Origin of the sequence: Methylobacterium aerolatum (genome assembly GCF_022179085.1) — a bacterium.
GTDB classification, from domain to species: Bacteria; Pseudomonadota; Alphaproteobacteria; order Rhizobiales; family Beijerinckiaceae; genus Methylobacterium; species Methylobacterium aerolatum.
The window spans coordinates 131,268-154,739 of sequence record NZ_BPQE01000031.1 but is presented as its reverse complement, the minus strand read 5'-3'; the positions used below and the strand labels follow the sequence as shown (position 1 = coordinate 154,739).

21 protein-coding genes are annotated in these 23,472 nt (G+C 69.9%); 9 read left to right on the top strand and 12 right to left on the bottom strand.

Features of this window, described 5'->3' with window-relative positions; all coding sequences use genetic code 11:
• Positions 1-920 precede the first annotated feature (920 nt).
• The 4 genes from MFF06_RS19695 to MFF06_RS19680 form a co-directional block, all read right to left on the bottom strand.
• A complete protein-coding gene (locus tag MFF06_RS19695; RefSeq protein ID WP_238207150.1) occupies positions 921-2,003 on the bottom strand; it encodes an efflux RND transporter periplasmic adaptor subunit in 1,083 nt (360 codons plus the stop codon).
• On the bottom strand, positions 2,000-2,197 hold the full coding sequence (locus MFF06_RS19690; protein ID WP_238207148.1) for a DUF1656 domain-containing protein: 198 nt from the start codon (positions 2,195-2,197) through the stop codon (positions 2,000-2,002). The genes MFF06_RS19695 and MFF06_RS19690 overlap by 4 nt, the downstream gene beginning before the upstream one ends.
• A 70-nt stretch (positions 2,198-2,267) precedes the next feature.
• Complete coding sequence (locus MFF06_RS19685) at positions 2,268-4,301, bottom strand: FUSC family protein (RefSeq protein WP_238207146.1); 2,034 nt, start codon at positions 4,299-4,301, stop codon at positions 2,268-2,270.
• A 194-nt stretch (positions 4,302-4,495) separates the two neighbouring features.
• Positions 4,496-4,771 carry a hypothetical protein gene (locus tag MFF06_RS19680; RefSeq protein ID WP_238207174.1) on the bottom strand — a complete coding sequence of 92 codons (276 nt, stop codon included), beginning with the start codon at positions 4,769-4,771 and terminating at the stop codon, positions 4,496-4,498.
• A 227-nt stretch (positions 4,772-4,998) separates the two neighbouring features.
• Between MFF06_RS19680 and MFF06_RS19675 the strand changes: the two genes are divergently transcribed.
• A complete protein-coding gene (locus MFF06_RS19675) occupies positions 4,999-5,634 on the top strand; it encodes a glutathione binding-like protein (RefSeq protein ID WP_238207144.1) in 636 nt (211 codons plus the stop codon).
• A gap of 87 nt (positions 5,635-5,721) precedes the next feature.
• Here the strand turns inward: MFF06_RS19675 and MFF06_RS19670 are convergent, their stop codons facing one another.
• Entirely contained in the window at positions 5,722-6,186 is a 465-nt protein-coding gene (locus tag MFF06_RS19670; protein ID WP_238207172.1) for a DUF2147 domain-containing protein, read from the bottom strand.
• A gap of 321 nt (positions 6,187-6,507) precedes the next feature.
• On the opposite strand from MFF06_RS19670, the gene ndk reads away from it, so the two are divergent.
• Positions 6,508-6,930, top strand: a complete 423-nt coding sequence (gene ndk, locus MFF06_RS19665; protein ID WP_238207142.1) for a nucleoside-diphosphate kinase — start codon at positions 6,508-6,510, stop codon at positions 6,928-6,930.
• Positions 6,931-7,091: 161 nt separating this feature from the next.
• The gene (locus tag MFF06_RS19660) at positions 7,092-7,454 is read left to right on the top strand and encodes a hypothetical protein (RefSeq protein ID WP_238207140.1); all 363 of its coding nucleotides are present in this window, start codon (positions 7,092-7,094) and stop codon (positions 7,452-7,454) included.
• A gap of 133 nt (positions 7,455-7,587) precedes the next feature.
• On the opposite strand, the gene purN is transcribed toward MFF06_RS19660, so the two are convergent.
• Both purN and purM read right to left on the bottom strand, forming a co-directional pair.
• A complete protein-coding gene (gene purN, locus MFF06_RS19655) occupies positions 7,588-8,238 on the bottom strand; it encodes a phosphoribosylglycinamide formyltransferase (protein ID WP_238207138.1) in 651 nt (216 codons plus the stop codon).
• Positions 8,238-9,311, bottom strand: coding sequence for a phosphoribosylformylglycinamidine cyclo-ligase (purM, locus tag MFF06_RS19650; protein WP_238207136.1), 1,074 nt, complete (start codon positions 9,309-9,311; stop codon positions 8,238-8,240). Before purM ends, purN begins: the two co-directional genes overlap by 1 nt.
• Positions 9,312-9,479: 168 nt before the next feature.
• On the opposite strand from purM, the gene MFF06_RS19645 reads away from it, so the two are divergent.
• The 3 genes from MFF06_RS19645 to ppx all read left to right on the top strand — a co-directional run bounded on the left by MFF06_RS19645 (position 9,480) and on the right by ppx (position 14,493).
• On the top strand, positions 9,480-10,199 hold the full coding sequence (locus MFF06_RS19645) for a P-loop NTPase family protein (RefSeq protein ID WP_238207134.1): 720 nt from the start codon (positions 9,480-9,482) through the stop codon (positions 10,197-10,199).
• Between the two features lie 91 nt (positions 10,200-10,290).
• Positions 10,291-12,774: an RNA degradosome polyphosphate kinase gene (locus tag MFF06_RS19640; RefSeq protein WP_238207132.1), complete on the top strand. Its 2,484-nt coding sequence runs from the start codon at positions 10,291-10,293 to the stop codon at positions 12,772-12,774.
• 177 nt (positions 12,775-12,951) lie between these two features.
• Positions 12,952-14,493: an exopolyphosphatase gene (gene ppx / locus MFF06_RS19635; protein ID WP_370876603.1), complete on the top strand. Its 1,542-nt coding sequence runs from the start codon at positions 12,952-12,954 to the stop codon at positions 14,491-14,493.
• A gap of 309 nt (positions 14,494-14,802) precedes the next feature.
• Here ppx and MFF06_RS19630 read toward each other — a convergent pair whose 3' ends face one another.
• Positions 14,803-15,054 (bottom strand): DUF3297 family protein, encoded by a 252-nt coding sequence (locus MFF06_RS19630; RefSeq protein WP_238207131.1) that lies wholly within the window; start codon positions 15,052-15,054, stop codon positions 14,803-14,805.
• Positions 15,051-15,719, bottom strand: coding sequence for a CatB-related O-acetyltransferase (locus MFF06_RS19625; RefSeq protein WP_238207169.1), 669 nt, complete (start codon positions 15,717-15,719; stop codon positions 15,051-15,053). The genes MFF06_RS19630 and MFF06_RS19625 overlap by 4 nt, the downstream gene beginning before the upstream one ends.
• A gap of 72 nt (positions 15,720-15,791) precedes the next feature.
• On the opposite strand from MFF06_RS19625, the gene MFF06_RS19620 reads away from it, so the two are divergent.
• On the top strand, positions 15,792-18,122 hold the full coding sequence (locus MFF06_RS19620) for an NADP-dependent malic enzyme (RefSeq protein WP_283207294.1): 2,331 nt from the start codon (positions 15,792-15,794) through the stop codon (positions 18,120-18,122).
• 172 nt (positions 18,123-18,294) lie between these two features.
• On the opposite strand, the gene MFF06_RS19615 is transcribed toward MFF06_RS19620, so the two are convergent.
• From MFF06_RS19615 to aspS, 3 genes are all read right to left on the bottom strand, one after another.
• Positions 18,295-18,591 carry a hypothetical protein gene (locus tag MFF06_RS19615; RefSeq protein ID WP_238207129.1) on the bottom strand — a complete coding sequence of 99 codons (297 nt, stop codon included), beginning with the start codon at positions 18,589-18,591 and terminating at the stop codon, positions 18,295-18,297.
• Entirely contained in the window at positions 18,588-19,457 is an 870-nt protein-coding gene (locus MFF06_RS19610) for a glycosyltransferase family 2 protein (protein ID WP_238207127.1), read from the bottom strand. The genes MFF06_RS19615 and MFF06_RS19610 overlap by 4 nt, the downstream gene beginning before the upstream one ends.
• A gap of 110 nt (positions 19,458-19,567) precedes the next feature.
• Positions 19,568-21,412, bottom strand: coding sequence for an aspartate--tRNA ligase (gene aspS / locus MFF06_RS19605; protein ID WP_238207125.1), 1,845 nt, complete (start codon positions 21,410-21,412; stop codon positions 19,568-19,570).
• A 212-nt stretch (positions 21,413-21,624) separates the two neighbouring features.
• Here aspS and rnd point away from each other — a divergent pair, with 212 nt between their 5' ends.
• Both rnd and MFF06_RS19595 read left to right on the top strand, forming a co-directional pair.
• Entirely contained in the window at positions 21,625-22,800 is a 1,176-nt protein-coding gene (gene rnd, locus MFF06_RS19600; protein ID WP_238207123.1) for a ribonuclease D, read from the top strand.
• A gap of 85 nt (positions 22,801-22,885) precedes the next feature.
• Positions 22,886-23,173: a hypothetical protein gene (locus tag MFF06_RS19595; RefSeq protein ID WP_238207121.1), complete on the top strand. Its 288-nt coding sequence runs from the start codon at positions 22,886-22,888 to the stop codon at positions 23,171-23,173.
• Positions 23,174-23,472: the final 299 nt, after the last annotated feature.

Genomic DNA, 23,472 nt, shown 5'->3' with positions numbered 1-23,472 from the left:
AGTGACGAGGGGCGGATGTGAGTTGGCGATGACCGAACTCGCTCTCACGAACCGCGTGAACACCCTCGCCGTCATTGCGAGCACAGCGAAGCAATCCAGCAGCGCCACGATTTGAGAAGTTCCGCCGCCCTGGATTGCTTCGCTCCGGTCGCAATGACGGTGAGGGTAGCGGCAGGGCGGCAGCCTGACTCAGCTGTCCCAAGCGAGGGCCATGACGAAATCCCGCCACGGAAAACCGTGCGGGCGGGCCGATGTCGCGATGAAGCCGAACTGTGACGGGGTGGCTGAGGTGGGGCGTCTTGCGTGTTCGAAGTCGTGCCGTTGTCGGCCGCTTCCATGCCCCTGGGGCCACTGCCATCACGTTGTTCGTTGTAAGGCCGCTAGGTCCCGGGCCGAACGTGACCCGTTTCCGTCGAGGCGGCTACCTGCTGGGGTGGAGTCATCCCTGTCTCCTTGACTTCATCAAGTAGACTTCAGCGATCGACCGCACTATCGGAGGCTGGGCGGGCGATCTGTGCCTGCATTCGCGAAGCACAATTGGAGACTGCGCCCGCTTCCGTGGGTCGTCAATCGGAAAGTTTAGCCAAGCTCCGTTTTTTTAGCGCGCGCGGCGGCGGAAAGGCGCATCGCTTCAACGAATCAATGCCTTAGCGCATGGTCCACAAGTGGATAAAGATCGCCGGCGCAGCAATTGATTAGCCCTCGATCCTTTGGCTCGCCATCGCCCATGCGCCCTCGCCTGGATCGAGGCACGGGTTGCCCGGCCGGACACGTCGCGCGTCGGGGAAGGGTGGATCGCGGAAGCCGTCGGAGCGCCAGTGCAGACGCGCACTCACTTCGTTCACGGGTGTCTGCACTGGCGAATTGTATTTGCATCAATTTTTCCGGTCCCGGCTGACGCCTCCGACGAAATCGATGCACTAGCGCTGGCTCACCTCCGTCGCGGGGGCGCCGGCGATGCGATCACGGATGTTCATGAACCATGTGGGCGCCGGCGCCCGCCCGTCGCCGACCACGACGGTGGCGGTCATGCCCGCCACCAGGGGCACGTTCTCCGGGACCTGCTCGATCTGGATCCGCACGGGCACGCGCTGGGCCAGTCGGACCCAGGTATAGACCGGGTTCACGTCGGGCAGGCCCTGGGTGCTGGGGGCGGCGTTCGGCGTCGAGATGCCGAGGGTGATGCTGGAGACCCGTCCCTTCAGGTGCGGGCCGTAACCCATCAGGGCAACGTCGGCACTGTCGCCCACGTGGATGTTCTGCATCTTCGTTTCCTCGAAGTAGCCGTCGATCCAGTAGGAATCCGTGTCGACCACGCTGATGTTCGAGGTGCCGCTGCGGGCGTAGTCGCCCACCCGCATCAGCAGGTTGGTGACCCGCCCGTTCACCGTCGAACGGACCTCGGTGCGCGATAGGTTGATCTTCGCCTGCCGCAGCTGCGCCTGCGCGGAATCCAAGGCGGCCTCGGCGATCTTGGCGTTGCCCGCGTAGATCTGCTTCTCCTCCACCGAGGTCGAGACGGTGGACAGGGCCTCGCGCCGGGCCGCCTGGGTGCTTTTCACCGAGAGGTCGGCCTGCCGGTTCTTCACCTCGGCATCGGCGGAGGCGACGGCCACCTCGAAGTCGACCGGATCGATCACGTAGAGGATGTCGCCCTTTTTCACGTTCTGGTTGTCAGTGACCTTCACCTCGACGATCTGGCCGGAGACCTGGGGCGCGATGGTCGCGACCTGCACGCGCACACGGCCGTCCCGGGTCCAGGGGGCCTCGACGTAGAACTGCCAGACGAAGGCCGCCGCGGCGAAGGAGGCGAGGAGGATGAGCCCCGTCGCCACGAGTCGAACGACCTTCGCGGTCCGCCCCCGCGCCGTCGTCGGGGTGATGGTCGTCCGGGCAGGCTGGACCGGGGGCGGATCGTCCCGGCGCGGGCGGTCCGCCGGCGGGGCGGGCTCCGTCACGGCGGCCTTCTTGGGATCGTCCTCGTCGGCGGTGGTCTGGCTCATTGGGTCAGGGCGATCAGCAGGGCGAGGACACAGACGTAGATCCCGGCCTCGGCCAGGGGCGCGTTGGCGACGTAACGGCTGAGCCGCACCCGTGCGAACACGAGGCGCAGCACCATGAAGATCGCCAGGGCGATCAAGGCGTAGCCGACGAAGCTCGACACGAGCACCCCGCCGAAGTGCAGATCCTTGTGCATGGTCCTCTCGTTGGCGTGACGGTCGGGATGGCGCCGCGGTGAAAGCGAAGCCGGCCCGGCCGGGGACGGGTCAGAACGGTGCGACCTGCAGCCGTCTCAGGAAGGGGCGATGGTGGGCGATGGTGCGGGCGGTGCTGACGAGGTCGCTCACCGCCCGGGCCGCCAGGAGGCGCGTGCCGCGGGTCTCCCCGCTCCCGGCTGCCGCCGCCAGGATCCCCCGGGCCGCCGCCTCCATGGCCTTGTCGTCGCCCCGGGCGAGGGCGTCGCGGGCGGCCGGAACCGCCTCCCGCATCGCCGCGAGGCGCCACAGCATCCGGAGCTCCGCATGCGCCCGGGCGGCGGCGGCTTCAAGCCGCGCCAGGGCGAAGGCGTGGGTGAGATTCGCCCGCCGGACCGCCCCGCTGCCGGAACTGTAGCCCGCGAATTGGAACAGGCGGTCGGCGTTCAGGCTGGTCCGCGTGGTGGCGTCGCCGCCCTCGCCGACGAGGGCCGAGGCCAGCGCGCGCCTGGCGGAATCGAGGGCGAAGACCCGCTTCATCGCGGGCGAGACCGGCAGCACGATCCGCACCACGAGGCAGAGCATCACCGCCGCCACGATGACGAGGAAGCCGTTCAGCAGAAAGGTCTCCGCATCGTAGCTCTGAGGGTTGGAGGGCGAGAGGAGCACGGGGAAGAACACGATCAGGATGAAGCCGATCGTGAAGGTCTTCTGGTTGAGCGACAGGAGGCACCCGGCGAAGATCACGGGCGCAAGGGCGATGGCCAGCATCGGGAAGCCCTGCACGCCGTTGAGGGCCGTGAACCGCACGATCCCCGCCAGGGTCGCGGCGATGGTCATTCCGATCAGCACGCCGGTGGAGAACTTTTTCGGGTCGGGCGTGGTCGATGACAGGGCGGCCGTCGCGGCCACCTGGACCAGGGCGAAGGACGCCTGCGGCAGGCCCAGGGCGATGAAGGCGGCGGCGGTGACCGCGAAGCCGATGGCCACCCGCAGGGCGCCGCGCAGGGCCAAGGGGAAGTCCCGGTGCGTGGGCAGGGTCGTGTCGCGCAGGGGGGCGTGCCCGTCCGCCAGCGCCCGCAAACCGTCATGGGCGAAGGTGGCCGCGCAGGCGAAGTCGAGGGCGCGCTGAAGCACCACGATCTCGTCGAGGGGGCGGGAGGGGTCGCGCATCGCCTCGTCGACCAGGCGGCGCAGGCGCTCGTCGTCGGCGTCGAGGGCGGTGTCGTCGGGCGCGGCGGCGATCCGGCGGCAGGTCGCCAGGGCCTCCGTCACGGCGGGGGAGGGGGCCTCCAGATGCGCCGCCGCGGCGGCCACGGTGCGGATCGCGGCGGCCATCGCGTAGAGGGCGGCGATGCACGAACGGGCGCCCGCCGCGCGGAAAGGGCCGTCGTCGAGCTCGCCCGCGATGGCGTTGGCGTCGGCACGCATCGGCGCGATGGTCCGGATGAGGGCAGCGGTGCGCGTCGGGCCGAGGTCGCCGTCCCGGAGGGTGTCGAGGGCGTAGCCCCGCGTGGCGTCCCAGGCGGAGGTCATGGTGGGCAGGAGCGAGCGCCATGTGCTCGGGGAGGCCAGCGCGTCGTTGATGAAGGTGATCGCGACGATGCCGACCACGATGGCCGCCACGCGCCCCGTCGCGGCGGTGAAGGCGTCCTGCGGCATGTCGATCTGGGCCAGCGCGATGATCGCCACGGTGTAGCCCGAGAGCATCGCCCCGTAGGCCCGGGTGTCCTGCAGATATTGGGCGACGAAGACGCAGAGGCCGAGCCACACCGTGAACGCCGTGAGCAGCAGCACGCGGTCCTGCCCGAACAGGGCGACGAACACGATGGAGACGGCGGCTCCGACGAGCGTGCCGAGGAGACGGTAGAACGCCTTGGACAGGGCCTGCCCACGCTTCGGCTGGGCCAGGATCGCCACGCAGGTCGCCGCCGAGGAGGCGCTGTCGAGCTGCAGCCAGAAGCTGACGCCGAGGGCCAGGACCATCGCCAGCCAGATACGCAGGGCGAAGGCCCAGGCGTGGGGCTTCGGCACCCAGCCGTCGATCCGGTCCACGAGGCGATCGAGGCGTGAGGATGCCGCCGCCGGGGAGGCGGAGTCAGCCACGGCCGGGCGCCTCGGCCGGGCCGGAACGATGCGCGCCACCAAGGCAGCGCGTTGCATGGGGGCGCCGCGCACCAGCGAGGCACCGCGCGCTAGAAGGGCACCGCGCGTCCATCCTCTCTCCGTCGCAAGCTGAGCGGAAGCTCAGTCAGAACGCACGGCGGCGGCGGCAGTTCATTGCGGGGGAAGGGACCGGCTCAGGCCTTGTCGTTTCCCTTCAGGCGCTTGTTGCACTGGCTCCAGTATTGCGGCCACTTCGGCCCCTGGGCGGCCTTCTGCTCCTTCGTCAGGGCCTTCCATTCGGCCCCGCAGGTCTTCTGCCGCGCCCGGGCGGCACTTTGCCCCGCGGAGAGGGGCTTTGCCGGGGTCGCCGCGGCGGCGGAGGATGCCGGTGCGTCGTCCTTGGCGACGGCCGCCGTCCCGGCGGCGAGGGATAGGGCCAGAAGGGCAGCCCCGAGGGATTTGTGAAACATGGTCCAGTCGATCTCCGAACAGCGCGCGACCGCGCGCGTCGCCATCAGGTCATGAGACTGGAGTCCTGTCCACGGACAGGGAGCCGAGCTTCCGCCTCATCCACTCACGAAAACGTGACAGGCTCGGGAGGGGCGCCTTGAGCGTTTCGGGGAAATCGTCTTCACTGCGTCCGCGTTCACGGTCGACAAGCCGTCCCGCCGGCGACGGGTTCGAGGAGCAACGAGTGATGGCAGCGGTCACCGGGCGGCCGATCGACGTCTATACCTGGAGCACGCCGAACGGGTGGAAGATCCCGATCATGATGGAGGAGTGCGGGCTCCCCTACGCGATCCAGTCGGTCAACATCGGCAAGAACGAGCAGTTCGCCCCGGACTTCCTGAAGGTCTCGCCGAACAACAAGATCCCGGCCATCGTGGACCATGAGGGCCCCGGCGGTGCGCCGATCTCCGTGTTCGAATCCGGCGCCATCCTCCAGTATCTCGGCCGCAAGACCGGCCGGTTCTATCCGTCCGACGAGCGGGCTCGGGTGGCGGTGGACGAGTGGCTGTTCTGGCAGGTCGGCGGGTTCGGGCCGATGCTCGGCCAGACCCACCATTTCACGATCTACGCGCCCGAAAAGGTGCCCTACGCCATCGACCGCTTCACCACGGAGGCCAAGCGCCTCTACGGCGTCCTGGACCGACGCCTCGACGGGCGGGACTACCTCGCCGACGACTTCTCCATCGCCGATATCGCGGTGGTCACCTGGGCGAAGCTGCACTTCAAGCAGGGCGTCGAGATCGCCACGCTGCCGAATGTCAGCCGCTGGCTTGACCGCGTGCTGGCCCGGCCCGGCGTCCAGCGGGGCCTCGCCGCGATCTAGAGCCTGTGACGGCCCCGCCCCCGTCATCGCGAACGGAGGCGGCCGTCCCGGCCGCGTCGCAACGGCCGGGCGAAGGGGTGATGAGGGTCAGTTCTTGTTCGCGGCCTGCTGGTTCACGGCCGGGACACGGGTCCAGGTCTGCGAGCCGCAGAGGATCTTGAGCAGGCAGCCGGACACGCTGAGTTCCGCCTCGCTCTCGCGCTCCATGCTCACGTCGTAGGTCTTGCCTTCCTCGACGTTGTAGATCGTGCCGGAGAACTTGCCATCGTCGGGCCGCAGACCCTCGATGAGCTGGAGGCCGATGACCGGGCGAGCCCGCTTCTTCGGATCGGGGTTCTTCACGTCGGTACGCGGGGTGCCCGATTCCGTCGTGGGGACCTTCAGCCACACGACCTTGCCGCAGACGAGGTTCGCGTTCGTCCCGCACTTGTCGATCTGGATCTTGGCGCGGCCGTCGCCGGTGAGCCACGTGCCCGAGGGGTCCTTCGGGGTTTCGGCCTGGGCGGCGGCGAGGCCGCCGAGCAGGAAGGCGGGGCTGAGGGCGAGGCGCAGGATCGGCGTCATGGACAGCTCCGGATAGTGGGTGGCCCCGGCGGATTGGCCGGCGACCGATGCGGCGATGAGGCCCCCGCATTCAGGCGAATTTTCGGCCGTGTTGCGGCAACGCCACGGATCCCCGGATTCCTGCGGCGGCCGTCCCGGCCTCGTGGCGGGTTGAGGCGCAGGGACGGCAAGGCTATAAGCCCGCCGCCTATCGGGTTTCGCGCCGGCACCGATGCCGCGCGAGCCACCGCGGGCCGCGGAGCGATGCGGACATGGTTCGTGCGCCCGAGCTCACGACCGAGCCTTCTTCGACAGAAAGACCGACGGATCATGGCCACCGAGCGCACCTTCTCGATCCTCAAGCCCGATGCCACGCGCCGCAACGTCACCGGCGCGGTGAATGCCCTGATCGAGGGCGCCGGCCTGCGCATCGTGGGCCAGCGCCGCATCCGCATGACCAAGGCCCAGGCAGAAAAATTCTACGAGGTCCACAAGGAGCGCCCGTTCTACGGCGAGCTCGTGGAGTTCATGACCTCCGGCCCGGTGGTCGTGCAGGTGCTGGAGGGCGAGAACGCCGTCGCCAAGTACCGTGAGGTGATGGGCGCCACGAACCCGGCCCAGGCCGCCGAGGGCACCATCCGCAAGCAGTTCGCCGAGTCCGTCGGCGAGAACACCGTCCACGGCTCCGACAGCCAGGAGAACGCGAAGATCGAGATCGCGCAGTTCTTCCAGGACTCGGACATCGCCGCCTGAGGCGACGGTGGCCGGCGGGGCACAATGCCCCGCCGCCATGCCGGGGCGAGCGCCGCCCCGGCATGAAGACCGACAGGTGTGTCCGCCCCGTCCTTGACGCGGTGGACGCCTCGGGAGTCCAAGAGCGGGGTCAGTCCTTCGCGCTTCGGAACACCGCCACGATGTCGACCCGCCGCCTTTCCCTCTTGACCGCCGGCCTCCTCGCGCTCGGCGCCACCGCCGCCCTGGCGAGCGGTTCCTCGGCCCCCTTCGAGCAGTACCAGCCCGATCCCGCCCTGCGGACGGCGAGCAAGGCCAACCTCGAAGGCCGCGTGCGCCACGCCTGCGCCGTCGTCCAGGCCCGCATGACCAGCGCCCCCGAAGCGTCCCTGGAGCGCCCCTGCGGCTGCTACGCCAAGCAGACCCTGCGCACCCTCGACGAGTCCGAGATCGAGGCCTACCGCACCACCGGCTATTTCAACGACAGCGCCCGCGCCAAGGCCCTCTCGGCCCTCGACGCCTGCAAGCTGCAGCGCCCCGTCTGATCTCACCGCGCTCATCCCGGGGCCGCTCAGCGGAGCCCGGGACCCTGATACGCCGCCGGCGTCTGGATCTTGCGGCGTCGGCGGTTCCGGGTTCCGGGGTCGCCTTCGGCGCCCCGGAACGACAGCGATCCGCTTACAGGCTGAACAGAGCCCCATCGGCCGGCACCCGGTCGATGACGACCCGGTCGCCTTCGAGCCGCGCCTGCCCCCCCGCGATGAGCGCGAGCGCCGCCGGGTAGAGGCGGCGCTCCTGCACGATCACCCGGGCGGCGAGGCTGTCGGGATCGTCGCCCTCATGCACGGGCACGGCGGCCTGGGCGACGATGGGGCCTGCATCGAGTTCCGGCACCACGAAATGCACGGTGCAACCGTGCAGCCGCACGCCGGCCGCGAGCGCCTGAGCGTGGGTGTGGGTGCCCTTGAACAGCGGGAGCAGCGAGGGATGGATGTTGATCATCCGCCCCGCCCACCCCTCGACGAAACCGGGCGTCAGGATCCGCATGAATCCGGCGAGCACCACGAGATCGACCTGCGCCTCGCGCAACGCCGCATCGATGGCCGCGTCGAAGGTGGCGCGGTCGGGGAAGGCGCGGTGGTCGATGGCGCGGGTCGCCACGCCCATCGCGTCGGCGCGGGCCAGCCCCTCCGCCTGCGGATCGTTGGCAAGCACCAGAACGATTTCGGCCGGATAGGCCGGATCGCGGGCGGCCTCGGCCAGGGCGACCATGTTCGAGCCGCGCCCCGAGATCAGGACCGCGACGCGGACCTTGCCCGAGCCCGCCATCAGAGGGACAGGGTGCCCGTGAAGGTCACCGGCTCGGCGCCGCGGGCGGTGATGCGCCCGAGGCGGACCGGCGCCTCACCGGCCTCGGTGAGAGCGCGCGCGACGGCGTCCTCGGAGCCGGCGGCGGCGACGACGGCCATGCCGATCCCGCAATTGAAGGTCCGCAGCATCTCCGCCTGCGCCACGCCGCCCTCTCGGGCGAGCCAGCCGAAGACCGGCGGCGGCGTCAAGGCGTCGAGGTCCACCTCGATGCCGACGTCGTCGGGCAGGACGCGGGGCAGGTTGTCGGGGAAGCCGCCGCCGGTGATGTGGGCGAGCGCCTTGATCCCGTCCGTGGCGCGCAAGGCCGCCAGCAGGGGCTTCACGTAGATCCGGGTCGGCTCCAGAAGCGCCTCGCCGAGGCTGCGGGCGCCGTCGAAGGGCGCGGGCGCGTCCCAGGCGAGGCCGGTGCGGGCGACGATGCGCCGGACCAGGGAGAAGCCGTTGGAATGCACGCCCGAGGAGGGCAGGCCCAACACCACGTCGCCCGCGGCGATGCCGGGCTTCGGCAGCAGCGCCCCTCGCTCGGCGGCACCGACGGAGAAGCCGGCGAGGTCGTAATCCGACCCGTCGTAGAGGCCGGGCATCTCGGCGGTCTCGCCGCCGATCAGCGCGCAGCCCGCCTGACGACAGCCCTCGGCGATGCCGCGCACGATGTCGGCGCCGACGCCGGGCACAAGCTTGCCGGTGGCATAGTAGTCGAGGAAGAACAGCGGCTCGGCGCCCTGCACCACGAGGTCGTTCACGCACATCGCCACGAGGTCGATGCCGATCGTGTCGTGACGGCCCGTCTCGATGGCGATCTTGACCTTTGTGCCGACCCCGTCGTTGGCCGCGACCAGGATCGGATCCTTGAAGCCCGCCGCCTTCAGGTCGAACAGGCCGCCGAAGCCGCCGATCTCGGCATCGGCGCCCGGCCGCCGCGTCGAGCGCACCAGGGGCTTGATGGTCTCGACCATGGCATTGCCGGCATCGATATCGACGCCCGCCTGCGCATAGGTGAGGCCGGTGGGCCCTTTGTCGTCCGCCGTCATGCCAGCGTGTTCCCGCGTTGATTGCGGTTTCGCTCTAGCGGGTTGGGAAGGCGAGCGCGAGTCGGGACTGCCGTGCCGCCCCGCCTGCCGGTGCGCAGCGAGGATGGCGGGCGCGGAAGGCCCCCCGTCCCTTGACCTGCGACCGCCGACCCCCAACCCTGGTGGCCCATGCCCAACGACACCCCGCCGCGACAGCTCACCTTCGATCTGCCCTTCGATCCCCGCTACGGCCGGGAGGACTTCCTCGTGGGCGATGCCAACGAGGCGGCCTACGGCCTGATCGAGGCGTGGCCGCACTGGCCGGACCGCGTGCTGCTGCTCACCGGGCCTGCGGGGAGCGGCAAGAGCCATCTCGCGGCGATCTGGGCGGAGCGCGCCCACGCTTGGACCGTCCCCGCCTCGGGCGTCACGCACGAGCGGGTGCAGCACCTCGTCTCCAACGGGGCGCTGGTGATCGAGGATGTCGATCGGCCGGAGGGGCGGGACGAGGCGGCCCTGTTCCATCTCCTCAACCTCGTGCGGGAGCGCGGCTCGCCGGTGCTGTTCACGAGCGGGCGGCCCATCGATGCGCTGGGGCTCGCCACCCCCGATCTGCGCTCGCGCCTGCGCCTCGCGCCGGGCGTCGCCATTGACGCGCCGGACGACGCCCTGCTGCGGGCGGTGCTCGTGAAACTATTCGTGGACCGGCAACTCATCGTCGATCTGGGCGTCATCGAAGCGGTGGCCCTGCGCATCGACCGGTCCCTGGGCCGGGCACGGGACGTGGTGGCCGAGCTCGACCGGGATGCCCTCGGGCGGGGCCGCCGCATCAGCCGCCCCCTGGCGCTCGCGGTCCTGCGACGGATGGGCCTCGACGGCGAGGCGGGAGCCGACGACGAGGCAGGCTGAATGGCCCGCTGTCATCGAACTGTCGTGACGGCGGCGCCGGTGCGGTGGTAAGGGGCGCGGCTCGTCCGGCGACATGGGATGGAACTCGCACATGGAATCGACGCCAAAATCCCTCGACCGCAAGGATGACGGGGATGCGGCGACCGGCTCGGGTGCCTCGCCGACCCAGCCCAGCAGCGCCCGCAGGCCGGCCGCCGCGCCCAAGGCGGCCCGCGCCGCCGACACCAGGGCCGAGGGACCGAAGTCTGCGACCACCTCCGCCGGGGCGGGGGCGAAGGCCGCACCCAGAACCGTCGCCAAGGCCGTCGCGAAGGCCGCACCGAAATCCGCGGCGAAGCCCGCCGCCGATCCGGGCGACGAATGGCCCGCCGCCTCCGAGCCCGCCGCTCCGACCGCACCGGCCGCCGGGCCGGCCCACGACCCCGTCATTGAGGCGGGCCGCGCCCTGCGCCATGCGCCCGAGCGCTTCGTGAACCGCGAGCTGTCCTGGCTCCAGTTCAACCGGCGCGTGCTGGAAGAGGCGTCGAACACCAATCACCCGCTGCTGGAGCAGCTGCGCTTCCTCTCGATCTCGGCCAACAACCTCGACGAGTTCTTCATGGTCCGCGTCGCGGGCCTGCACGATCAGGTCCGGGCGGGGATCACCGTGCCCTCGCAGGACGGCCTGAGCCCGTCGGAGCAACTTGCCAGGATCGCCGCCGAGGTCGCGAGCCTCGCGGCGGACCAGCAGGCGCGCTGGCGCGAGTTACGCGCGGAACTGCACGCCAACGACATCGACCTCGTGGAGCCCGCCGACGTGTCGGGCGACGAGGCGACGTGGCTCGAAGACTACTTCCTCACCTACGTCTTTCCCGTCCTCACGCCGCTCGCCATCGATCCGGCCCACCCGTTCCCCTTCATCCCGAACCTCGGCACGACCCTCGCGCTGATGCTGGTGCGTCCCCGGGACGGGCGGGTGCTGCGGGCGCTCATCCGCATGCCCGGCCTCCTCGACCGGTTCGTGCGCCTGCCCGCCGGCGAGAGCGGGACCAAGGCCCGCTTCATCGCCATTGAGCAGGTGATCGTGATGTTCACGGCCCGCCTGTTCCCCGGCTACCTCGTGAAGGGCCAGGGTGCCTTCCGCGTGGTGCGCGATTCCGATCTCGAGATCGAGGAGGAGGCCGAGGACCTCGTCCTGCATTTCGAATCGGCCCTGAAGCAGCGACGCCGGGGCGTCGTGATCCGCATCGAGGTCGAGGCGGGCATGTCGGAGGAGCTACGCAACTTCGTCGTCGACGAGTTGGAGATCTCCTCCGACGCGGTGTTCCTCGTGGAAGGGATGCTCGCCCTCAACGAACTGTCGCAGATCGTCGGGATCGACCGGCCGGACCTGAAGTTCAAGCCCTACGCGCCGCGCTTCCCCGAGCGCATCCGCGAGAGCGGGGGCGACGTCTTCGCGGCGATCCGGCAGAAGGATTTCATCGTCCACCACCCCTACGAGTCCTTCGACTCGGTGGTGCAGTTCCTCGCGCAGGCCGCCCGGGATCCGAACGTCGTCGCCATCAAGCAGACGCTCTACCGCACCTCCTCGAACTCGCCGATCGTCGCCGCGCTGGCCGAGGCGGCGGAACTCGGTAAGTCGGTGACGGCCCTCGTGGAGTTGAAGGCCCGCTTCGACGAGGAGGCCAACATCCGCTGGGCGCGCAACCTGGAGAAGGCGGGCGCGCAGGTGGTGTTCGGCTTCGTGGAACTGAAGACCCACGCCAAGCTGTCGATGGTGGTGCGCCGGGAGGGCGACCGCCTCGTCACCTACTGCCACGTCGGCACCGGCAACTACCATCCGATCACCGCCCGCATCTACACGGACCTGTCGTTCTTCACGGCCGACCCGGCTGTGGCGCGCGACGTGAGCCGCATCTTCAACTTCATCACCGGCTATGCCGAGCCGGCCGAACTGGAGCGGATGGCGGTCTCGCCGCTAACGCTGAAGAACCGCCTCCTGGAGCACATCGAGGCGGAGGTCGCCCACGCCAAGGCCGGGCGGCCGGCCGCGATCTGGATCAAGTGCAACTCGCTGGTCGATGCGCAGATCATCGACGCGCTCTACGACGCGTCGCAGGCGGGGGTGCAGATCGATTGCGTGGTGCGCGGCATCTGCTGCCTGCGGCCGGGCATCCCCGGCCTGTCGGAGATGATCCGCGTGAAGTCGATCGTCGGGCGGTTCCTGGAGCACGGGCGCATCTACGCCTTCGGCAACGGCGTCGGGCTGCCCCATCCCAAGGCGATCGTCTATATCTCCTCCGCCGACCTCATGAGCCGGAACCTCGACAGGCGCGTCGAGGCCCTGCTGCCGATCACCAACCCCACGGTCCATCAACAGGTCCTTGACCAGATCATGCTGGCGAACCTCCTCGACAACCGGCAGAGTTGGCGCGTCCTGGCGTCCGGCGGATGCGAACGCATCCAGCCCGCCGACGGGGAGGAACCGTTCAACGCGCACAAGTACTTCATGACGAATCCCAGCCTGTCGGGCCGGGGCAAGTCGTCCAAGAAGTCGAGCCCCCGGGCGCTCAGCCGCCGCGCCCAGCGGGGATGACGGTGGAATGCCGCGCGGGCGCGATCCGGTGCGCATCCGGGCGGCTGGACCGCGAGGGGGAACCATCGTCCGCCATCGGTGATCGGTGGACGACGACCCCGATGCCGCCCCACGGCGCCGGCTCGATCGGGCGCCGCGACGGGCGGCCCCTTGACGCGAACGTGTAGGACCGAACGCTTGGCCAGCCCCAGCGCCCTCTCGCTCCCTGCCGACCGGGTGGTCCCGTCGGCCGATGCGCCGCATCCGCCGGTCGCCATCATCGATATCGGCTCGAATTCCGTGCGCCTCGTGGCCTATGACGGCCTCACCCGGGCGCCCACCCCCCTCTACAACGAGAAGGTGCTCTGCGGCCTCGGCCGGAACGTCTTCACCACGGGCCGCCTGAACGACGAGGCGGTGACCCGCGCCCTCATGGCCCTGCGCCGCTTTCGCATCCTGTGCGCGACCATGCGGGTGTCGCAGGTCTTCGTGCTGGCCACGGCCGCCGCCCGGGACGCGCAGAACGGGCCGGACTTCCTCCACGCCGCCGAGGAGGCCTGCGGGCAGGAGATCCAGCTCCTGTCGGGGCGGCGGGAGGCGGAACTCTCGGCGCTCGGCGTCGTGTCAGGGTTCTTCGCGCCGGACGGCGTGGTCGGCGACATGGGCGGCGGCTCCCTGGAGCTCGTGGACGTGCGGGGGGCCGTCGTCGGCCAGGGCGTGACCATGCCCCTCGGCGGGCTCACGCTCCAAGACCTCTCCGGCGGGTCGCTGAAGAAGGCCGCCAAGATCGTGCGCGAGCAGATGCGCAAGGCCGAGCCGCAACTGGAGACCCTGAAAGGCCGGACCTTCTACGCGGTCGGCGGCACATGGCGGGCCATCGCGCGGCTGCATCAGGCGGCCCGCGGCTATCCGGTCCACGTGATGCACGGATACACCGTCGATCCCACGGACGAGTTGAGCTTCCTGCAGATCGTGGAGCAGACCGACGCGGCCTTGCTGCAGGACGTGGAGATGGTGTCCGAGGCCCGGCGCCCGCTGCTCGCCTACGGCGCCTTGGTCCTGGAGGAGATCATCCGGGCCGGCCGCCCCCGCGCGGTGGCGATCTCGGCCTCGGGGGTGCGGGAGGGACTGCTGTTCGAGCAGCTCGACCGGGACAGCCGCCTCGCAGACCCGCTCCTCGCCTCGGCGGCGGAGTTCAACCGGCTGCGCGCCCGCGCGCCGGGCCATGGCACCGAGTTGATCGCCTGGACGGACCGCTTCATCGCGGACCTCGACGCCCCCGAGACCACGGACGAGCGCCGCCTGCGCCACGCCGCCTGCCTGCTGGCGGATGTCGGCTGGCGGGCGCATCCGGACTACCGGGGCGAGCAGTCGATCGCCGTGATCCAGAACGCCGCCTTCGTGGGCGTCGATCATCCGGGCCGGGCCTATCTCAGCCTCGCGGTGTCCCTGCGCCACAACGGCGTGGCGCCGGAGAAGGCCAACGCCGTCCTGCGAAGCCTTGCCGGGCCGAGGCTGTTCGAGCGCGCCCGCCTCCTCGGCGCGCTGCTGCGCGTCGCCTTCCCGATGTCGGCGGGCATGGACGGCGCCTTGCCCCGCGCGCCGATCTCCGTCGAGGACAACAAGGTGACCCTGCGCCTGCCGCCGGAATGGACCGAGTTGAACGGCGACCGCCTGCTCAATCGCGTCCGGGGCCTCGGCCGGGTGATCGGCCTGGACGGGCGGATCCTGGTGGGGTGAGGGCACTTTCTGCGCCCTTCCTCGAAGCCCTGCGGCGCGTGTGCCGTTCGGAACGGGAGAACCCCGATCCTCGCCCTCGGAGCGGCAAAGCCCGACCCTTATCCTGAGAGTCCGGCCGAAAGGGTTGTCGCGCCCTCCGTTTTTGCGAGTGGAGCGAAGACGAGGAGGGCTTCAAGGGCGGCCGGGACTTTCCCGGCCGGGCTCCGAGATGCGGTAAAGCCGCCCCGCTCGCACCTCAGGTGAAAGAAGCGGGCCGGATGGCACCGGCCGCAGACGCGTCCCGCTCGGCCCCCTATGCAGACCGACCTGCTATTCCCCGGCCGCCGGCTCGCGGAAATACGGCTCCACGGCGCCCTTCAGCTTCACCGTCATCGGGTTGCCGGCCCGGTCGAGGGTCTTGCCGGCCGAGAGCCGTACCCAGCCCTCGCTGACGCAATATTCCTCGACATTGGTCTTCTCGACGCCCTTGAACCGGACGCCGACGCCCCGTTCCAGGGCCTTCTCGTCGTAGAAGGGGCTGTTGGGGTTCGCCGCGAGGCGGTCGGGGGGCGTGTCGCTCATCGCCTCGGTCCAAGGTCGGTGGTGGCCGCCGCGCGGGATGCGGGCGCGGCCACGCCGTTACGGGATTCCCCGGGACGGCGCAACGCGGCCAGCAGGTCCGCGATCCTTCCGCCCTGGAGCAGGGGGACGAGGCGGCTCACCTCAGCGTGCGGCCGGTCCCACCATGCCGTGGCGAGGAGGGCCTCGACCTCCTCCGGGGCGAAGCGGTGCCGGACGACGCGGGCCGGATTGCCGGCCACGACGGCGTAGGCGGGCACGTCCTTGGTGACGACGGCCCGGGCCGCCACCACCGCACCGTGGCCGAGGGTTACCCCGGCGAGGATCATGCAGCCCGATCCCAGCCAGACGTCGTGCCCGATCACCACGTCCCCCCGCGAAGCGTGATAGTCCGCAGGGGCATCCGCGTCCGGGAAATGGCAGCGCATGGCGGCGAAGGGATAGGTCGAAGCCCAATCGAGCCGGTGATCGCCCCCGAGGAGGATCTCCACCTTGTCCGCGATGGAACAATAACGGCCGATCGTCAGCCTCCGGCCGCTTTCGGGGAAGCGGACCTTCGGCCTTCCGTAGGAATAGGCACCGATGGAGAAACCGTGCTTCCGCGCGAGAGCCGCGAGGTGGAGACGGGTCTCGTTGTGTGGGTTGCGCCCTCTGCGCAGGCGTTGCAACAGAGCCCTCAAGACGCATCTCCGTCCGGCCGACGGACAATGCGCTGAGCTGGACGAGCAGGAGCCCGATCGATGGCCGACAACATGTCCGATGATCTCAAGGCCGGGGCGCTCATCTATCATCGGCTGCCGCAGCCCGGAAAGCTCGAGATCCAGGCGACGAAGCCCCTCGGCAACCAGCGCGACCTCGCGCTCGCCTACTCGCCCGGCGTCGCCGCCGCCTGCATGGCGATCCACGACGACCCGCAGGAGGCCGCCAACCTCACCATCCGCCAGAACCTCGTGGCGGTGCTGTCCAACGGCACGGCCGTGCTCGGCCTCGGCGACATCGGCCCCCTGGCTTCGAAGCCGGTGATGGAAGGCAAGGCGGTCCTGTTCAAGAAGTTCGCCGGCATCGACGTGTTCGACATCGAAGTCGACCAGAAGGACGTGACCAAGCTCGTCGACGTGGTCTGCGCCCTCGAGCCGACCTTCGGCGGCATCAACCTGGAGGACATTAAGGCGCCGGAGTGCTTCGAGGTCGAGGAGCAGTGCCGGGCGCGGATGAACATCCCGGTCTTCCACGACGACCAGCACGGCACGGCGATCATCGTCGCGGCGGCGGTGCTGAACGGGCTGGAGCTCGCGGGCAAAAGCCTGGAGAGCGTGCGGATCGTGACCTCAGGCGCCGGCGCGGCGGCGCTCGCCTGCCTCAACCTCCTCGTGTCGCTGGGCGCCCGGGTCGAGAACATCACGGTCACGGACATCAAGGGCGTGGTCTACAAGGGCCGCCCGGAGCTGATGGACCGCTGGAAGGACGTCTACGCGCAGGAGACCGAGAAGCGGACCCTTGCCGAGGTGATCCCCGGAGCCGACGTGTTCATCGGCCTCTCCGCCGGTGGGGTGCTCAAGCCGGAATTCCTGCGCGAGATGGCGCCGAAGCCGCTCATCATGGCGCTCGCCAACCCCTACCCGGAGATCATGCCCGACCTCGCGGAGAAGGAGCGGCCGGACGCGATGATCTGCACCGGCCGGTCCGACTTCCCGAACCAGGTCAACAATGTCCTCTGCTTCCCCTACATCTTCCGCGGCGCGCTGGATGTCGGCGCCCACAAGATCAACGAGGAGATGAAGAAGGCCGCCGTGAAGGCTATCGCGGGCCTCGCCCACGAGACCACCTCGGACGTCGTCGCCCGCGCCTATGGCGGCGAGGCACGGCCCTTCGGCCCGAAATCCCTGATCCCGAGCCCCTTCGACCCCCGCCTGATCCTGCGCATCGCCCCCGCCGTGGCCCAGGCGGCGATGGATTCCGGGGTTGCCGGACGCCCGCTGGAGGACATCGCCGCCTATACCGAGAGCCTGGACCGGTTCGTCCACCGCTCCGGCCTCATCATGAAGCCGCTGTTCTCCAAGGCGAAGGAAAACCCGAAGCGGGTGATCTACGCCGAGGGCGAGGATGAGCGGACGCTGCGCGCGGTGCAGGCCATCCTCGAGGACAAGGTCGCCAAGCCGATCCTCGTCGGTCGCCCGCGGGTGGTCGAGACCCGGATGAAGCGCTTCGGCCTGTCCTTCCACCTCGGCCGGGACGTCGAACTGATCGACCCCGAGGACGATCCCCGCTACCGCTCCTACGTCCAGACCTATCTCGAGGTCGCGGGCCGCAAGGGCATCACCCCGGATGCCGCGCGTACCCTGGTGCGCACCAACAGCACCATCATCGGCGCCATCGCCGTGCGGCGGGGCGAGGCGGACGCCCTGATCTGCGGCCTCGAAGGCCGGTTCGAGACCCGCCTGCGGATCATCCGCGACGTGATCGGCCTTCAGCCGGGCATCAAGCAGCTCGCGGCGATGAGCCTGATCATCACCAACGAGGGTCCCTACTTCCTAACCGACACCCATGTCCGCCAGAACCCGACCGCCGAGGAGATCGCGGAGATCGCCCAGGCGAGCGCGAGCCACGTCGCCCGCTTCGGCATCACGCCCAAGATCGCGCTGCTCAGCCACTCGGATTTCGGGCAGTCGGACTCCGCCTCGGCCATGAAGATGCGCGAGGCCCTGGCGATCATCGAGGAGCGCGATCCGAGCCTTCAGGTCGATGGCGAGATGCAGGCCGATTCGGCCCTCAAGGAGATGGTCCGCGACCGGGTCCTGCCCGGCTCGCGCCTGAAAGGCGCGGCCAACCTGCTCGTGTTCCCGAACCTGGACGCGGCCAACATCGCCTTCCAGTTCGCGAAGGTGCTGGCCGACGCGCTGCCCGTCGGGCCCCTGCTGATCGGCCCGGCCAAGCCCGCCCACATCCTCACCCCCTCGGTGACGGCGCGCGGCATCGTCAACGTCACGGCGGCGGCGGTGGTCGAGGCGCAATCGGTCGACAGCACCCCGCATGAGGGCGGTGAGGCCGGGGCGGCCATGTCCTCGGAGTAGGACACAACCCCCTCCGCCGCCCTCGCGGGCGGCGGAGGGGGGCGATCCGGAAGTCTCGACGGCCGCTGACGTGCATCGATCCGGACGGAGGCGTCAGCCGAGACCGGAAAAATCGAAGCAAAAACAATTCACGAGTGCAGGCCCGCATGAACGAGGCGAGGGCTTCCCTGCACTAAGGACGCCGCGCCGCGTTCGCCTCGAAGTCCCGCACGGCACCGCGCACCAGGGCGACGAGCCGCTCCGGGGAGCATGGGCGATCGAGGACGAGGCTCGTGAGGATGTCGGTCCGGCGGCGGCGCTGCTTGGCCGTCCGGGCATGGTTCGACAGCCTGAGGAAGAACGGGCTGCCGGACCGGCGAAGGTAGAGGGTATCGCGGCGCTCGTTCCACGCCTCAGCCTCGAACCCCTCGGTGGCGAGGAGGCGCGCGGCGAGGGCGAAGGCCGCCGCCAAGGGTGGCGCGAGGCTCATCGGAGGCCCTCACGCCGGATCGCATCCCGCCCCCGCCACGCGGCCCAGGCCCCGGCCACCGATCCGCCGTAGCGCTCGAAGCCCGCGCGGCGGAAGGCGAGGGCGGCGAGGGCGGCCTTCGGCAGGTTGACGAGGAGCGTCGGCAGGCTCGGATCGGGAAGGCCGTATTTCCGGCTGACATGCGCCCGCGACCACGCGAGATGCCACCGGGAGCGGAAGACCCGCCCCCGCTCGGGCGCCGAAGACCGCCCGCGCCCGTGCAGGGCCACCGCCCCGTGGACATGGATGAGCGCCCGGCCGGTGTCGGCGATCCGGCGGCACAGGTCGTCGTCCTCGTAGAAGAGGAAGATCGCCTCGTCGAACCCGCCGAGGGCGAGGAAGAGGCCGCGCTCCACCATGAGGCAGGCGCCCGAGAGGAAGGGCGCGCAGGCGTCGCCCTCCGGCAGGTCGCGCCGTCCCGGCGGGTTTGTCAGGTAGGCCGCGAGGAGCGAGCGGGGCTGATAGAAGAACCGCCCGTCCGGCTCCACGATCCGGGGAGAGTAGAGCCCCGCATCCGGCCAGTCCCGGACCGCCCGCAGGAGGGCCGCGGCGGCGCCCGGCTGCAACGCGACGTCGGGGTTGACGATCAGGACGTGGCGGGCGCCCTCGGCGGCCCGGATGCCGATGTTGTTGGCCCTTCCGTAGCCCTCGTTGCGGACGTTGCGCACCACGCGCGCGCCCGCCGCCTCGGCCACCGCGACGGAGGCGTCGCGGCTCGCATTGTCCACGACGATGGCCGGCACGCCCTCGCGCGCCAGGGCCGCGAGGCAGGAGGGGAGGGCGTCGGCGCTGTCATGGGCGACGACGATGGCCGTGAGGTCGCTCATACCCTCTACCGTCCTCGCGCGCGCAGCGGAACGACCCGGGGATGCGCCCCGCCGGGAGTCGTCCCGCTGACCCCGGTCGCCTCACCGCGTTCGCGGTGACGGCGACGGCCTCAGGCCTTCTTCTCCGGCAGGTTAAGGCGGATGTGCAATTCGCGGAGCTGCTTGGCCGTCGCCTCGGAGGGCGCGCCCATCATCAGATCCTCGGCCCGCTGGTTCATCGGGAAGAGGACGACCTCGCGGATGTTCGGCTCGTTGCACAGGAGCATGACGATGCGGTCCACTCCCGGCGCGATGCCGCCGTGGGGCGGGGCGCCGAGGCGGAGCGCGTTGAGCATGCCGCCGAACTTCGCCTCCAGCACGTCCTTGCCGTAGCCGGCGATGGCGAAGGCCTTCTCCATCACGTCGGGGCGGTGGTTCCGGATCGCTCCCGAGGACAGCTCCACGCCGTTGCAGACGATGTCGTACTGGAACGCCTTGAGATCGAGGATACGCTTGGTCAGCGGGCCCGTCTCCCCATCGGCGGCCAACGCGGCCTCGTCGAAGGCCAGGAATTCGTCGCGCTCGATGTTGGGCATGGAGAAGGGGTTGTGGGAGAAGTCGACCTTCTTCTCCTCCTCGTTCCACTCGTACATCGGGAAGTCGGTGATCCAGCAGAAGGCGTACTGATCCTTGTCGGACAGGTTCAGCTCGTCGCCGATGCGGATGCGCGCCTTGCCTGCGAGCCCGGCGGCCTTCGCCTCGGTGCCGGCGGAGAAGAACACCGCGTCGCCCGCCTTCACCTTGGCCTTCTCGGCGATGGTCGCCTGGACGGCGGCGGGGATGAACTTGGCGATCGGCCCCTTGCCGGTGAGCTGGCCGCCCTCGTCCTCGAACACCACGTAGCCGAGGCCCGGCGCACCCTCGGAGCGCGCCCAGTCGTTGAGCTTGTCGAAGAAGGAGCGCGGCTGCCCGGCCGCGCCGGGCGCGGGGATGGCACGGACGACGCCGCCCGCCTTGATCGCGCCCTTGAACGCCTTGAACTCCACCTCGTCGCGGGCGAACTCTTCGGTCACGTCGGCGATGAGGAGGGGGTTGCGCAGGTCGGGCTTGTCGACGCCGTACTTCAGCATCGCGTCGGCGTAGGTGATGCGCGGGAACTCCTTGGTGACGCGCTTGCCCTCGGCGAACTCATCGAACACGCCGCGCAGCACCGGCTCCACCGCCTGGAACACGTCCTCCTGCGTGACGAAGCTCATCTCGATGTCGAGCTGGTAGAACTCGCCCGGCGAGCGGTCGGCCCGGGCGTCCTCGTCGCGGAAGCAGGGGGCGATCTGGAAGTAGCGGTCGAAGCCCGCGATCATCGTCAGCTGCTTGAACTGCTGCGGGGCCTGCGGCAGCGCGTAGAACTTGCCGGGATGGACCCGGGACGGAACGAGGTAGTCGCGCGCGCCTTCCGGGCTCGACGCCGTGAGGATGGGGGTCTGGAATTCGAAGAAGCCGCCCTCGCGCATCCGGCGGCGGAGCGAATCGATGATCGCGCCGCGCTTCATGATGTTGGCGTGCAGCTTCTCCCGGCGCAGGTCGAGGAAGCGGTACTTGAGGCGGGTCTCCTCAGGGTACTCGAGGTCGCCGAACACCGGCAGGGGCAGTTCACCGGCCGGGCCGAGCACTTCGATCTCGTCGATGTAGACCTCGACCGCGCCGGTCGGCAGCTCGGCGTTCTCCGTGCCCGCGGGCCTCGTGCGCACCCGCCCGTCGATGCGGACGACCCATTCCGACCGCACGGCCTCCGCCGCCGCGAAGGCCTTCGAGTCCGAATCCACCACGCACTGGGTCACGCCGTAATGGTCGCGCAGGTCCACGAACAGGACGCCGCCATGGTCGCGGACGCGGTGGCACCAGCCGGAGAGACGGACGGTCTGCCCGACTTCGGACGGGCGCAATGCCCCGCATGTGTGGGTACGGTAACGGTGCATGACGGCTTCTTTTCGGGGGGTAGGCGGGCACCATTCACGCGGGGTCTCCCAAGTCAAGGGCGACGTCGCCGACACCGGGCCCGGCCGCCGTGACCGGGGGAAGGGGCGCCCCGCCCAAGGGAGCCGCGTGGGATCCGGCAAATCGCGGTGAAGCATGGGGACCGTGCCCGCCGACCCTCCCCATCGCGCGAAGTCTTGCGTATAGGCGGGAGATGGACCTGATCACCACCACCGCCGACCTGCGCGACGTTTGCGACCGCCTGGCCCGGCAGCCGTTCGTCACCGTCGATACCGAATTCATGCGGGAGACGACTTACTATCCGAAGTTGTGCCTCATCCAGATGGCCTCGCCGGACGGCAGCGGCGTGCTGGTGGATCCCCTGTCGTCCGAGATCGACCTCCAGCCCTTCGTCGATCTCATGGGCGACGAGCGCGTGGTGAAGGTGTTCCATTCCGCGCGGCAGGACCTCGAGATCGTCTGGATGCTGGGCAAGACCCTGCCGCATCCCTTCTTCGACACCCAGGTGGCCGCGATGGTCTGCGGCTTCGGCGACTCGGTCTCCTACGAGCAACTGGTCAACGACCTCGCGAAGGCGAAGATCGACAAGTCCTCGCGCTTCACGGACTGGTCCCGCCGCCCCCTGTCGGAGGCGCAGCTCGCCTACGCCCTGTCGGACGTGACCCACCTCGTGAAGATCTACGAGGCGCTGGTGGGCGAGTTGCTCCGCACCGACCGCGGCGCGTGGCTTGACGAGGAGATGGCGGTCCTCACCTCACCGGAAACCTACCAGGCCGACCCGCGGCAGGCGTGGCGGCGGCTCGCCGGCCGGATGCGCAAACCGCGCGAGATCGCCGTGCTGATGGAGGTGGCGGCGTGGCGCGAGCGCGAGGCGCAGACGCGGAACGTCCCGCGCGGCCGCATCCTTAAGGACGAGGCCGTGATCGACGTGGCCTCGTCGGCCCCGCGCTCCATCGAGGCCCTGGGACGGTTGAGGAGCATCCCCTCGGGTTTCGAGCGGTCGCGCACGGGGGCGGACATCCTGGCGGCGGTGGAACGCGGGCTCGCCAGTGACGTCTCGGCCATCGCCATGCCCGAACGGAGCCGCCGGTCCGGCGGCAACGGCGCGCTGGTCGAGTTGCTGAAGGTGCTGCTCAAGGCGGTGTGCGAGAACGAGGGCGTCGCGCCCAAGATCATCGCCACGATCGACGACCTGGAGGCCGTGGCCGACGACGACACGGCCGACGTGCCCCTGCTCCAGGGCTGGCGCCGCGCCCTGTTCGGCGAGAAGGCGCTGGCCCTCAAGCACGGCCGTCTGGCCCTGTCCGCCACGGCCGGCCGGATCGTTGTCCACGAGATGTCTGCACCAACGGACCCGATCGAAACCTGAAACCGCGCCGCGCCGGGTGACAAGCGCCCGCGCCGGGGATAAGCGGCAATGACGTTGCCACTTTCTCCCGGCCGATCCGGAGCGCATGTCCGAGTTCGAGGACCACCCGCACACGATCACAGGTCGCGGCCTCGTCTCCGCCGAAGGGTGCGAAGCCGTGCGCGTGCGGTACCGGTTCGTCCTGGAACAGGGCCCGCAGGGGCGATTCGCCCATGGCACTCTCATCGGTCGCCACGCGGGACTCAGGCCGATCTGGATGGAGCCGGACGCGGTCCTCCGCCTAAAGACCGGACGAACGCTCCCGATTTCGCTGACCGACCTCGTCGACGACGTCGCAGAGTTCGAAACGGTCGGCCCGATTCCCCCTCTCTGAATTTTCCTGCCGGGCCACTAGCGCCGATTCTCGCCGAATGACCTCGCGCGGATGGGATTCGGCGCGCCGGAAGCGCGGGCGCAACCCTGGGGATTGCCGAATTCTCCCGTCCGGCACGGGCGAAAACTGCGGCGAGAGGGCGCAATTTATTGCCGAGCTTTCCCGGTTTCCCGGTTCGGCAGGCGCGGCCCCGGTGCCCGGCCTGTTGCAATGCAAAAGACGGGATCGGACGCGGATCAGGCCGTCCGTGCAACCAGTCCTTTCGCCAACCCCATGAAAAGTCAGCGCTCGTCGAGGTT

Excerpts from the sequence above, each read along its gene's own strand:
- aspS (WP_238207125.1), bottom strand. The coding sequence starts at position 21,412 with ATGCACCGTTACCGTACCCACACATGCGGGGCATTGCGCCCGTCCGAA.
- MFF06_RS19680 (WP_238207174.1), bottom strand. The coding sequence starts at position 4,771 with ATGTTTCACAAATCCCTCGGGGCTGCCCTTCTGGCCCTATCCCTCGCC.
- purN (WP_238207138.1), bottom strand. The coding sequence starts at position 8,238 with ATGGCGGGCTCGGGCAAGGTCCGCGTCGCGGTCCTGATCTCGGGGCGC.
- MFF06_RS19640 (WP_238207132.1), top strand. The coding sequence starts at position 10,291 with ATGGAATCGACGCCAAAATCCCTCGACCGCAAGGATGACGGGGATGCG.
- MFF06_RS19595 (WP_238207121.1), top strand. The coding sequence starts at position 22,886 with ATGTCCGAGTTCGAGGACCACCCGCACACGATCACAGGTCGCGGCCTC.
- rnd (WP_238207123.1), top strand. The coding sequence starts at position 21,625 with ATGGACCTGATCACCACCACCGCCGACCTGCGCGACGTTTGCGACCGC.
- purM (WP_238207136.1), bottom strand. The coding sequence starts at position 9,311 with ATGACGGCGGACGACAAAGGGCCCACCGGCCTCACCTATGCGCAGGCG.
- MFF06_RS19620 (WP_283207294.1), top strand. The coding sequence starts at position 15,792 with ATGGCCGACAACATGTCCGATGATCTCAAGGCCGGGGCGCTCATCTAT.
- MFF06_RS19630 (WP_238207131.1), bottom strand. The coding sequence starts at position 15,054 with ATGAGCGACACGCCCCCCGACCGCCTCGCGGCGAACCCCAACAGCCCC.
- MFF06_RS19675 (WP_238207144.1), top strand. The coding sequence starts at position 4,999 with ATGGCAGCGGTCACCGGGCGGCCGATCGACGTCTATACCTGGAGCACG.
- MFF06_RS19615 (WP_238207129.1), bottom strand. The coding sequence starts at position 18,591 with ATGAGCCTCGCGCCACCCTTGGCGGCGGCCTTCGCCCTCGCCGCGCGC.
- MFF06_RS19660 (WP_238207140.1), top strand. The coding sequence starts at position 7,092 with ATGTCGACCCGCCGCCTTTCCCTCTTGACCGCCGGCCTCCTCGCGCTC.
- MFF06_RS19695 (WP_238207150.1), bottom strand. The coding sequence starts at position 2,003 with ATGAGCCAGACCACCGCCGACGAGGACGATCCCAAGAAGGCCGCCGTG.
- ndk (WP_238207142.1), top strand. The coding sequence starts at position 6,508 with ATGGCCACCGAGCGCACCTTCTCGATCCTCAAGCCCGATGCCACGCGC.
- MFF06_RS19645 (WP_238207134.1), top strand. The coding sequence starts at position 9,480 with ATGCCCAACGACACCCCGCCGCGACAGCTCACCTTCGATCTGCCCTTC.
- MFF06_RS19690 (WP_238207148.1), bottom strand. The coding sequence starts at position 2,197 with ATGCACAAGGATCTGCACTTCGGCGGGGTGCTCGTGTCGAGCTTCGTC.
- MFF06_RS19610 (WP_238207127.1), bottom strand. The coding sequence starts at position 19,457 with ATGAGCGACCTCACGGCCATCGTCGTCGCCCATGACAGCGCCGACGCC.